The 11,448-nt window shown below is 75.5% G+C and carries 7 protein-coding genes; 5 read left to right on the top strand and 2 right to left on the bottom strand.

Annotation, left to right across the window (positions count from 1 at the left end):
• Nucleotides 1-376 precede the first annotated feature (376 nt).
• The 5 genes from ABD330_RS04310 (at nt 377) to ABD330_RS04290 (ending at nt 6,354) form a co-directional block, all read left to right on the top strand.
• Complete coding sequence (locus ABD330_RS04310) at nt 377-508, top strand: hypothetical protein (protein WP_344460860.1); 132 nt, start codon at nt 377-379, stop codon at nt 506-508.
• A gap of 121 nt (nt 509-629) precedes the next feature.
• Nucleotides 630-1,820 (top strand): radical SAM protein, encoded by a 1,191-nt coding sequence (locus ABD330_RS04305; protein ID WP_344460858.1) that lies wholly within the window; start codon nt 630-632, stop codon nt 1,818-1,820.
• Nucleotides 1,821-1,836: 16 nt separating this feature from the next.
• Entirely contained in the window at nt 1,837-3,075 is a 1,239-nt protein-coding gene (locus tag ABD330_RS04300; RefSeq protein WP_344460856.1) for an MFS transporter, read from the top strand.
• A 61-nt stretch (nt 3,076-3,136) separates the two neighbouring features.
• Nucleotides 3,137-5,215, top strand: coding sequence for a prolyl oligopeptidase family serine peptidase (locus tag ABD330_RS04295; RefSeq protein ID WP_344460854.1), 2,079 nt, complete (start codon nt 3,137-3,139; stop codon nt 5,213-5,215).
• A complete protein-coding gene (locus ABD330_RS04290) occupies nt 5,212-6,354 on the top strand; it encodes a glycosyltransferase (protein WP_344460852.1) in 1,143 nt (380 codons plus the stop codon). The genes ABD330_RS04295 and ABD330_RS04290 overlap by 4 nt, the downstream gene beginning before the upstream one ends.
• Here ABD330_RS04290 and ABD330_RS04285 read toward each other — a convergent pair.
• Complete coding sequence (locus ABD330_RS04285; protein ID WP_344460850.1) at nt 6,290-8,140, bottom strand: AfsR/SARP family transcriptional regulator; 1,851 nt, start codon at nt 8,138-8,140, stop codon at nt 6,290-6,292. The genes ABD330_RS04290 and ABD330_RS04285 overlap by 65 nt on opposite strands.
• A gap of 346 nt (nt 8,141-8,486) precedes the next feature.
• A complete protein-coding gene (locus ABD330_RS04280) occupies nt 8,487-11,393 on the bottom strand; it encodes a helix-turn-helix transcriptional regulator (protein WP_344460847.1) in 2,907 nt (968 codons plus the stop codon).
• Nucleotides 11,394-11,448 lie beyond the last annotated feature (55 nt).

Below are 11,448 nucleotides of genomic sequence, written 5' to 3'. Positions count from 1 at the left end.
CATCCACCTCGATCCCTCCCTCTGACGGCACGCCCGGCGGACGCCGACAGCCCGCCGAACACCGGCTGACCTGCGGTTTGAGCATTCGCATACCGGAGCCGAACCGCTCGCCAACCCGAGATCGACAGAGTTCACACCAGCAGCCGGGGAACACCGGCGAACGACCCGAGAGGACGGCACTCATGGCCGAGAACCAGAACGAGACCACCACCGACCAGGAGCAGGACGCCCCCGAGGTCATCGCGCACGGCGTCACCGAGGAGGAGGCGCCCTGCGTCGTCCAGACCGGCGTGGAGAACTAATTACCTCCGGCGGGCCGGTGGCAGTCCCCTCTGCCACCGGCCCGCCTGTTGTGACCCATCGTCAGGAGGCTCTCTTGTCCAGCCCGTTCGCAGTCACCGACCGACCGGACACCGGCCCTTCGGCCGACGACGCCCCCGAGGTCTTCGCGCACGGTGCCGAGGGCGACCGGTCCGCCGGCTGCGCGCTCCACATGGAAGAGCTCTGAGCCCGGCACCCCGCTGAGCGGGAGGCGCCCACCGCCACCCGCGACCAACGCGGCCGGACCGCCGTCGAACCGATCATCACCGGCGAGTCCGCCCAGGACGCGCCCCACAGGGAGGTACCCCTTGTCCACAGCACCTGCCCTCGACGGCATCCGCACGGAGCGGCTCATCAAGGCCTCGTCCGGATGGTGGTTCCTGGGTCCCCAAGGATCCGCCCGGCTGCGCGACCACCAGGTCACGCCCGAGGGCACCGTCCGGCCCGAGACCCGGCGCTACCTGGTCGACGCCGGCCTGTGCGAGCCCCCGGTGCTGCGGACCTACGCGCTGACCGTGCTGACCAGCACGGACTGCAACCTCGGCTGCGCCTACTGCTTCCAGAACACCGCGCAGGACCCGACCGGCGGCAGCCGGCCGCCCCGGATCGAGCGCGCCCGGCTGGACTCCGACACCATCGGCCCCATGCTGGACTTCGTCTCGCAGCGGATGGCCGAGTCCAACCTGGAGCGCCTCTCGGTGCTGCTGTTCGGCGGCGAGCCGCTGCTCAACCCCCGCGCCTGCGTCGAGGTGCTGAACCGGGCCTCGGAGCTCGGCGAGATGTCGGCCCGCATGGTGTCCAACGGCACCCTGCTCACCCGGACGATCGCCCACCAGCTGGCCGATGCGGGGCTCTCCACCGTCCAGATCACCTTCGACGGCGACCAGACGGAGCACGACACCATCCGGGTCACCCGGTCCGGCCGGGCCACCTTCGAGACCATCATCGCCAACATGGTCCGCGCGACCGAGGAGACCTCGCTGCGCTGGCAGATCCGGGTGAACGTCTCGCACCACAACCACGAGCGGACCGACGCGCTCCTGGAGCGGCTGGCCGCCGAACTCGACCCATCCCGCTGCTCGATCCACTTCGCCATCGTCGGCGACGCGGGCGTCGGCTACGGCAACGACCTGCTGCACACCGACACGCTGGCCGACAAGATGGCCGACTGGCAGATCCGCGCCCTCGAACACGGCTTCGCGGTCGGCCGCCCCCGGGCCGCCGAGGTCTGCCTGACCTGCACCGTCCCGGACGGCCGTTACGGCGCCGTGGTCAACGCCGACGGCGTGCTCTACAGCTGCTGGGAGTCGGCCGGCAAGCCCGGCTGGGAGGTCGGCACCATCCGCAACGGCTACCTGTCGGCGGAGGAGACCACCGGACGCTGGGTCACCTGCCACGACGGCTACCAGCACGCGGACTCGGCGGCCGCCCGGACGGCCTTCCACGACCGGGTGGACGTGACCTTCCTGGACCACCTGCACGCCAGCGGCAGGCTCTGACCGAGGAGGTCGACCGATGGTGAAGTCCACCGGACTTCGCGGCAACCGGGACTTCCGGCGGTACTGGGTGGGCCAGGCGGTCTCGGTCCTCGGATCGCAGATCTCGCTGCTGGCCTACCCGCTGCTGGTCCTGAGCCTGGGCGGCAGCGCCGCCCAGGCCGGTTCCGTCGCCTCCGTCTCCCTGCTCACCCGGACGGTGTTCCGGCTGCCCGCCGGGTACCTGGCCGACCGGCTCGACCGCCGGTGGGTGATGCTCTGGACGGACCTGGTCCGCTTCGCGGCCGTCGGCAGCATCCCGCTGGTCGCGGCCGCCGCCTCCGTGGGCTACCCCCAACTGCTGGCCGTGGCCCTGGTGGAGGGTGTCGCCAGCGCACTGTTCGGCCCCGCCGCCAGCGTGGCGACCCGCGACATCGTGCCGGCGGAACACCTCACCGAGGCGCTCGGGCGCACCCAGACCTCCCTCTCGATGGCCGGCCTGGCCGGCCCGCTGCTGGGCGGCTGGCTGTTCACTTTCGACCGCGTCCTGCCGTTCGTCTGCGACTCCGCCTCCTACGCGGTGTCGGCCGTGCTGATCTTCCGGATCACCGTCCGCTCCCGCCCGAAACCGCCCGCCGCCACGGCGGACCGCCGCCTCAGCGCGGGATTCCGCTGGCTCGCCCGGCAGCCGCTGCTGCTGCGCGCGCTGCTCTTCGCCGGGCCGGTCAACCTGGTCGGCGCGAGCGTCAACGTGGCGGTCGTGGTGGCTCTGCACGCCCACGGTGCGAGCAGTGCCACGGTCGGCGCGGTGCTGGCCTGCGCCGGTGCCAGCGCGCTGGCCGGCTCGATGCTCTCGGCCCGGGTGATCCGGCTGCTCCCGGCCGGTGCCCTGCTGACGGGCGTCGGAGTGTGCGGGACGGTGGCCCTCACCGGGTTCGCCTTCACCTCCTCCAGCTGGGTGATGGGCGCGCTGCTCAGCACGTACTTCCTGCTCTCCCCGCCCGCCGGGATCGTGGTCGGCCAGGCCTTGCTGACGAACACCCCGCACGAGCTGCTCGGCCGGGTCAGCACCGCCGCGGGCATGCTGCTGGCCGGCCTGGCGGCGTTCGGGCCGGGCCTGGCCGGCCTGTGCCAGCAGACGCTCGGCGTCTCGCACACCTGGCTGGCCCTGGCCCTGCTGACCGCCACCGCCACCGCGGCCGGCGCGCTGCCGCTGCTGCGCGAGCGGAGCCTGGTGCCGGCACCGGCGCCCGAGCCGCAGCCCGAACCGGCGGTCTGACCACCAGTCGCGACGATCGACGAACGAGCGGTCGCCGAACCATCAGAGAACGGAGCCCGGGATGACCTCCCTCCCCCGCTACCCCGAGGCCGAACGCCAGCCGCTGACGGAGGAGATCCACGGGCACCCGGTGGCCGACCCGTACCGCTGGCTGGAGGACGCCGCCGACCCCCGTACGGTCGCCTGGTCGGCCGCCCAGGACGGGCTGTTCGCCGCCGCGCGGGACGGCTGGCCGGGCCGTGAGCGGCTGGCCGGGCGGCTGGCCGAACTCTCCGGCTCCGGCGGGGCGGGCCGGCCGGTGCCCCGGGGCGGGCGGCTGTTCTTCACCCGCCGGCGGCCCGGCCAGGACCAGCCGGTGCTGTTCGTCGCCGAGGGCGGGGTCGAACGGGTCCTGCTCGACCCGCTGCGGCTCGACCCGGCCGGCGCGACCGTCCTGGACAGCTGGACGCCCTCGCTGGAAGGCCGGCTGCTGGCCTACCAGGTGTCGGCCGGCGGCACCGAGCAGTCGGTGCTGCGGGTGCTGGACGTGGCGTCCGGCGAGGTGGTCGACGGTCCCGTCGACCGGATCCGGCGGACGCCCGTAGCCTGGCTGCCGGGGGGCAGCCAGTTCTACTACGTCCGCCGGCTGCCCGGCGAGGAGCTCTACCACCGCCGGGTGTACCTGCACGAGCTGGGCACGGCGCCCGAGCAGGACACCCTGGTCTTCGGCGAGGGCCGGGACAAGACCCAGTTCTACGGCCTGGACCTCAGCCCCGACGGCCGCTGGCTCACCGTCACCGCCACCGCCGGCAGCGCGCCGCGCACCGACCTGTGGCTCGCGGACCTGGAGCTCAGCGGCCCGGAGCGCCCGCTGCTGCGCCCCGTCCAGCACGGCCTGGAGGCCCGGACGGCGCTGACCGTCCTCGCCGGGACCGGCCCCGGCGGCACCGTCCACCTGCAGACCGACCGGGACGCCCGGCGCGGGCGGATCGCCGTCAGCACCCCGGACGGACTTGCGGACGGGCACTGGCCTGACCTGGTCCCCGAGGACCCGGAGGCCGTCCTGGAGGACTTCGTCGTCCTGGACGGGCCGGACCTGGCCGAGCCGCTCGCCCTGGTCACCCGGAGCCGGCACGCCGTCAGCGAGATCACCGTGCACCGGCTGGCCGACGGGGAGCAGCTCGGCACCGTGCCGCTGCCGGGCGCCGGCATGACGGGCCGGCTCAGTACCGATCCGAACGGCGGCAGCCAGGCCTGGTTCGGCTTCACCGACCCGGCCACCGTCAGCGAGGTGCACCGCTTCGACGCGCTGACCGGCCGCACCGAACTCTGGGCCAGGCCGGAGGGCGTCGCGGCCGGCACCGGGGTGAAGAGCTGCCAGATCACCTACCGCTCCCAGGACGGCACCTTGGTGCGGATGTTCCTGGTCTCCCCGACCGGCACCCCGGACCGCCCGAGGCCCACCGTCCTGAACGGCTACGGCGGCTTCGGCGTCTCGGCCACGGCCGCCCACAACCCGCAGGCGATCGCCTGGGCGGAGGCCGGCGGGGTGTACGCGACGGCCTGCATCCGCGGCGGGCGCGAGGAGGGCGAGGACTGGCACCGGGACGGCATGCTGGACCGCAAGCAGAACGTCTTCGACGACTTCGCCGCCGCCGCCGACTGGCTGGTCGCCGAGGGCTGGACCACCCACGGGCAGCTCGGCATCATGGGCGGCTCGAACGGCGGCCTGCTGGTCGGCGCCGCGCTCACCCAGCACCCCGAGAAGTACGCCGCCGCCGTCTGCATGGCGCCGCTGCTCGACATGGTGCGCTACGAGCTGTCGGGGATGGGCCCGAGCTGGCGCCCCGAGTACGGCGGCGCGGCGGACCCGGCGCACTTCGCCAACCTGCTCGGCTACTCGCCGTACCACCGGGTGCGGGACGGGGTCCGGTACCCGTCGGTGCTGTTCGCGGTGTTCGAGGGCGACACCCGGGTGGACCCGCTGCACGCCCGCAAGATGTGCGCCGCGCTCCAGCACGCCTCCGACGGCGACGGCCCGGTGCTGCTGCGGCTGGAGCACGGAGTCGGCCACGGGGCCCGCCCGGTCTCCCGGACGGTCGCGCTGACGGCCGACGCCCTCGCCTTCCTCGCCGACGCCCTCGGGCTGGAGATCCGATGAACATCCTGCTCTGCCCGCTCGACAGCGCGGGCTTCCGCTACCCCGCCGTGGCGGTGGCCCGGGAGCTGAGCCGCCGCGGACACTCGGTGCACCGCCTCCCGCCGACCGCCGGGACCGACCGGGCCATGGTGTTCAACGTCCGCCAGTGGTACCGGCACGGCCTGGCCCAGTTCCACACCATCCGGCAGGAGGCCCGCACCTGCCGGGCCGACGTCCTGGTCACCTCGACGCTGTGCCACGGCGCGCTGGTCGCGGCCGAGGTGCTGGACCTGCCGGTGGTCGTGGTCGGACTGGCCGCCCACCTGTGGCCCTACCAGGAAGGCGGCCCGGCCGAGCCGGCCAGGCCGGTCGACCGGGAGTGGCGGCTGGCCGAGACCTTCGCCCACTACGAGGAGCTCCGGACGGCGGCCGGGCTGACCCCGCGCACCGGCCTGGACCGGCAGCGGCTGCTGTCGGGCGACGGTCTGCTGCTGCGCGGCGACCCCGCCCTGGAGCTGGCCGGCGCCGCGCTGCCCGAGGGGATCCGCCACGTCGGCCCGTGCTGGTGGGAGCCGCCCGCCCCGGAGGCCGAACTGCGCGAGATCGCCGAGCACACCGACCGGGTCGGCAAGCCGGTGGTCTACGTCCACCTGGGCCGTACCTTCGGCGGCCACAGCCTCTGGCCCTGGCTCAACGCGACCTTCGCCGGGGGGCCGTTCCAGGCCGTGGTCGATCTCGGCCGCTCGGGTGCGGCCGAGCAGGCCGACGGCACCGACATCCTGGTGGTGCGCAAGCCCTGGCTGGAGCCGCTCGTCCGGTCGGCGGAGCTGGTGGTCACCAGCGGCACCTCCGCGCCCGTCCTCGCCGCGCTGCTGAACGACCGGCCGCTGGTGGTCGGACCGGCCGGCGGCGAGCAGCACGTGCTCGCCGAGGCCTGCCTGCGCGCAGGCGTCGCCCGCCGGCTGGAGGACCGTCCCGGGCTGCTCTCCGAGGTGGCGGCCGACCGGGACCTGCTGGCACAGGTGGAGCGGATCGGCGGCCGGCTGCGCCGGTCCGGGAGCCAGGCAGCGGCCGCCGACTTCGTCGAGGAGACCGTCAGGACGGCTCCCCGGCGGGGAACGGCAGCCCTGCGGCAAGCTCTCGCGCGTACACCTGGATGAGCCTGGGCACGGCGTAGAGCGCGGCGTGCGCGGTCACCTCGGCCTCCGGCGAGGTGACCGCGCCGCTGTCTATCAGGCACTCCAGTTCGCGCAGTGCGCCGCCCTCCCCGCAGCCCAGTGCCTCGGCCGCCTCGTGCAGCGTGAACGGCTCGTCCAGCGGCAGCCGGGCCAGCCGGACCAGCGCCCGGCGGCCCGGCTCGGTCAGATCCCGCCAGCCGGCCGCCAGCCGGGGACGGACGGCCACGTCGCCGGCCGCGAGTTCGTCCAGCACCGAGTCGGGGCCGGCCAGCCGGGCCGCGTACTCCGCGAGCGGGAGGTGCCGCAGGACGGCGAGGCGCAGGGCACTCGCCCGCACCGCCAGCGGGAGCATCCCGCCCGCGGCGACGATCCGCACGGCCGCCTCCGGGTCGGAGTCGAGCCGGGCCCGGCCGATGATCCCGCCGAGCAGGTCGAGCGCCTCCCCCGCACCGAACGGCGGCACCTCGATCCGGTGGCCGGCCGCGAGCCCGGCGAGCTGGGTGCGGGAGGTGACGATCGCCGCGCTCGTCCCCGGGCCCGGCAGCAGCGCCCGCGCGGCGGACTCGTCCGGGGCGTCGTCCAGGACCAGCAGCACCCGGCGCTCCGCGAGCCACCCGCGCCAGACCGCCGCCGCCTGGCCGGGCGCCTCGGGCACCCGCCCGGTCAGGCCGGTCATCCGGAGCAGCTCGGCGAGCACCGAGGTCCAGCCGCGCGCGCCGCCGTCCTCGGCGCGCAGGTTGACCAGCAGCCGGCCGTCCGGGAACTCCTCGCGGAGGCGGTGGGCCACGTGCCCCGCCAGCGTGGTCTTGCCCGCACCGGCCGGGCCCACCAGCAGGACCGGCTTCCCGCTGCCGCCGCTCAGCGCCGCGGTGAGCTCGGCCACCTCGGCCCGGCGGCCGGTGAAGTCGGTGACGTCCGGCGGCAGCAGGGTCCGCACGGCCGGGTAGCCGGCGCCCTGCGGGTGGGAGCGGCGCGGGCCCTCGGAGAGGATCGACCGGTAGAGCGCCTCCAGCGGCGGGCTCGGCGGCAGGCCCAGTTCGCGGGCCAGCAGCTGGCGGAGCCCGTCGTAGGCGGCGAGCGCCTCCGTCCGGCGCCCCGACCGGTGCAGCGCGGTCATCCGGGCGGCCTGCAGCCGTTCGCGCAGCGGGTGGCGCTCCACCAGCTCGCCGATGCCCTCGGCCACCGTCTGCGGGTTGCCGAGTTCCAACTGCGCCTCCGCCCAGTCCTCGTAGGCCCCCAGGTAGCGGGCGTCCAGCCGGGCGGCCTCGGCCTGCAGCGGCTCCGAGCCGTGCAGGCCGGGCAGCGGCTCGCCGCGCCACAGGTCCAGCGCCTGGCCCAGCAGCCCGACAGCCCGGGCGAGTTCACCGGCCGCGGCGGCGGCCCGCCCGGCCCGGGCGAGCGCCTCGAAGCGGAGCAGGTCCAGCTCCTCGGGGGCGACCCGCAGCAGGTAGCCGCCGAGCCGGTGGGCGAGCCGCTCCTGCCCCTGCTCGCCGCCGAGCATCCTGCGCAGCGCGCACATGTAGACCTGGAGGTTCTTGCGGGCGGTCCGCGGGGGCTCGCCCTGCCAGACCGCCTCGGTCAGCAGGTCGACCGAGACGGTGGTGTTGGCCCGGCAGAGCAGCAGCGCCAGGACCACGTGCTGCTTGAACGGCCCGAGCGCGAGCGGACGGCCCGCCACCTCGACCGAGAGCGGGCCCAGCACGGAGAACCTCACGGGGCCCGACTGCGGCCCGGTCTGCGGGGACTCCACGGTCTCCAGCGATTCCATTATCAACAGTGGACCTCCGTGCCGGCGGGTGCAGCGGGGGCCGGACCTGCACCGCCCTGCAACAGATCCTTGCCGGGCCCGCCCCGGCGGTCATCGGTGCGGAACGCGTACGTTCTGACAGGTCCACCCCCATGCTTCGCCGAGCGGGCGCCGCCCCGGGGTCGTCCGGGCCCGGTCCCGGCCGGATCCGGCGGGCGGGCGGCTCCCGGGGCTGGTCAACGTGGGTGGGACGGCCCGCTCACGGCGCCGGCCGGAGCCGGTGGCGTGACCGCCGACGACGGCCGGTCGGCTTCGCCGGGTGGGGCCGTGAGCGGGCTGTCCCACCCGGGGGGGTGGGGACGGCCGGTCAGCTCTCCTGGGCGAGTTCGACCGCCAGGCGGCAGAGCGCCGCCCGGTCCGGGCGGCCGGTCTTGCGGATCAGGCTGGCCATGTGCTTCTCCACCGTGCGGGGCGAGATGGAGAGCCGCTGGGCGATGTACTGGTTGCCCGGACGCTCGACCAGCAGCGCGAGGATCTCGTACTCGCGCGGTGTGAGGCCCTGCGCCCGCAGTTGGGCCGGGATCTGCTCCCGGCCGCTGCGGCGCTGCGCGACCGTCGCGCCGGTCTGCCGGAGCAGCGCCCGGCAGGCGCCCGCGACCGACAGCACGCCGAGGTCGTGGAAGTACTCCTCGGCGGTCCGCAGCCAGGACACCGGGTCGCCCCAGCCGTCCGCCGTCGCCGCCTCGGCGACCAGCCGCAGCCCGAGGTGGTGGGCCATCGGGAAGAGCCCGGCCGTCCGCCCGGCCGCGCCGACGGCGGCCGCGGCCTCCTCGGCCCGCCCCTCCCGGCCCAGCAGCACGGCGTGCGCGAGCAGCAGGAACTGACGGTTCCAGACCAGGCCGGCGGCCGGTGCGGCGGCCACCGCCTCGTAGTCGGCGCGGCCCGCCGTGCCCGCGAGGGCGTCCAGCAGCGGGCGCAGCCCGTACCGCCCGGACAGGTAGAAGACGTTCGGGTGCTGCCGCTCCCAGGCCGCGGCGGCGGCGAGTTCGGCGGCGGCCCCGGCCCGGTCCTCCTCCAGCAGTGCGCAGAGCGTCCGGCAGAGGCCGAACATCACCGGGGTCAGGAAGGACTCCGCGCCGCCGGCCTGGTCGAAGGCCAGCAGCGCCTGGTCCATCTCCCGGCGCTGCCCCCGGTGGGCGGCGAGGGTGGCCGAGGTGAGCAGCAGGTAGCGGTGGGTCGCCAGGTCGCGCATCCGCGAACTGGCGTCGAGGCAGCGGTCGATGATGTCGCGGGCGGTGTCCCCGTCCCCGGTGAGCACCGCGTTCATGGCCAGCAGCGCCTCGGTGCTCTGGGTCAGCACGATCGCGCCCATGGCGCGGGCGGACTCCCGGGCCTGTTCGAGTCTGCGGCTGTCGCCGGTCCGCATGAAGCCGTTGGCGCCCAGCCGCATCAGGGCCTGGACCTCCCAGACCGGCAGGCGGTGGGTGCGGGCGACGGCGAGCATCCGCTCCAGGCACTCGTCGGCGTCGTCGAAGCCCCGCTCCCGGGCCAGCAGGGCGAGCAGCTGCCAGGCCTGGCAGGCGACCACCGGGAGTTCGGCCCGCTCCGCGACCTCGGCCGCCTCCCGGGCCAGCCGCTCGGCGTCGGCCATCCGCTCGCCCTGTCCGGGGAGCAGCGCCAGGTGTCCTTCGACCACGGCGAGCGCGGCGGTCTGCTCCGGCCTGGCGGCCTCGCCGAGCAGGGCGCGGACGGCCGCGACCTGGGCGACGGTGTCCGCGCTGCGCTCGGCGATCACCGCGACCCAGGCCAGCCGGGTGTGCAGCGCGATCCGCCGGTCGGCGCCGAGCGACCCGGCGCCGGCCGGCGGCAGGGTCTCCACCAGCTCGAAGGCGCGGTCGAGCTGCCCGGCCTCGGCGAGTGCGTACAGCAGGGACTCGGTGATGTCGGACCGGTCCGCCTGGGCGAGTTCGTGGGCGAGCTCCAGCAGCAGGACGGCCGAGCCCGAGGTGCCGTCCGCCAGGGCCCGGCGCCCGGCCTCGGCGTACACCAGGGCCGCGCCGGCCGCGTCCCCGGCCGCGACCCGGAGCCTGGCGACCAGCTGGCAGCGGCCGTCGGCCAGCTCCGGGTCGGCCGCCAGCACGGCGGCGGCGGCCTGCCGGGCGATGGCCGCGCGCTCGGCCCGGGGGAGGTTCGCCAGCAGCGCCTCGGCGGTCAGCGCGTGCCGGAAGGCGTACTGGTCGGTGCTGGCGCCGTCCGCGACGATCAGGCCCGCCTCGACGCCGGCCCGCAGCTGGGCGAAGAGCGCCCGCTCGTCGTACCCGGTGACGAGCCGCAGCGTGGCGACCGAGAAGCGGGCGCCCAGGGTGGCCCCGAGCAGCAGGAGTTCGCGCAGCCGGGGCTCCAGCAGGTCGATCCGGTGGCCGTAGCTCTGCACCACGGTCGCCGGGACGGTGGTGGAGAGGTCCCCGGCCACCTGCCAGCCGTCGGCCGTCGGCCGGAGCGCCGCGGAGCCGACCATCTCGGCGAGCAGCTCCTCGATCAGGTACGGGTTCCCGTCGCCGCTCTGCGCCAGCCGGTCGACCACCGGCGACGGCACCTCGCCGACGGTGACCGCGAGGCAGCCGGCGGCGATCGCCCGGACGTCCGGGGCGGCCAGCGGGCGCAGCGTGAACAGCGAGGCGGCCCGGCGCCGGTCGGCCTCGCGCGCCAGGTCGAGGGCGGCCCCGGGCTCGGGGCGCAGCGTGGCCAGCAGCAGCACCGGCAGCCCGGCTATGTTGTCGACGAGGTACTCGACGACGGCGAGCGTCTCGGTGTCCGCGTCGTGCAGGTCCTCCAGGGCCAGCAGCACACCGGCCTCCCGTCCCAGGACGGTGAGCAGGCGCAGCAGCGCCTCGGCGAGCTCGACCACGCTCTCGGGGTAGCCGGAGTGCGCGGCGTGCCGCCACTCCGGGATCACCCGGGCCAGCACCGGGCGGTACGGCTCCAGTTCGGCGTCCTGTGGCGGTCCGGTGGTCCGGAACCGGGAGGACAGCGCTTCGACCAGCGGCCGGAAGGGCGTCCCCGCACTGGTCGAGCTGCCCCGGCCGCGCAGCACCGGCAGGCCCAGGTCGGCGGCGTGCGCGGCGCAGTCGCCGAGCAGCCGGGATTTCCCGATGCCGGCGTCGCCGAGCAGGAACACGGCGCGGCCGTCTCGGGCCCGAAGCTCGGTCAGGGTGGCGAAGAGCTCGGTGAGTTCGGCGTCCCGGCCGACGGTGACCGGCGAAGTGGTACGCATAGGCGCAGGCTACTGGAGAGTTGTGAAGATCCGGTAGCGGGCCTTTCCCGGGCGT

Origin of the sequence: Kitasatospora kazusensis, assembly GCF_039529945.1 — a bacterium.
In the GTDB taxonomy this organism is placed as follows: Bacteria; Actinomycetota; Actinomycetes; order Streptomycetales; family Streptomycetaceae; genus Kitasatospora; species Kitasatospora kazusensis.
Note: the sequence above shows the minus strand (reverse complement) of the source record. Positions and strands in the feature narration are given on the sequence as shown.

Excerpts from the sequence above, each read along its gene's own strand:
- ABD330_RS04300 (WP_344460856.1), top strand. The coding sequence starts at position 1,837 with ATGGTGAAGTCCACCGGACTTCGCGGCAACCGGGACTTCCGGCGGTAC.
- ABD330_RS04295 (WP_344460854.1), top strand. The coding sequence starts at position 3,137 with ATGACCTCCCTCCCCCGCTACCCCGAGGCCGAACGCCAGCCGCTGACG.
- ABD330_RS04290 (WP_344460852.1), top strand. The coding sequence starts at position 5,212 with ATGAACATCCTGCTCTGCCCGCTCGACAGCGCGGGCTTCCGCTACCCC.
- ABD330_RS04285 (WP_344460850.1), bottom strand. The coding sequence starts at position 8,140 with ATGGAATCGCTGGAGACCGTGGAGTCCCCGCAGACCGGGCCGCAGTCG.
- ABD330_RS04280 (WP_344460847.1), bottom strand. The coding sequence starts at position 11,393 with ATGCGTACCACTTCGCCGGTCACCGTCGGCCGGGACGCCGAACTCACC.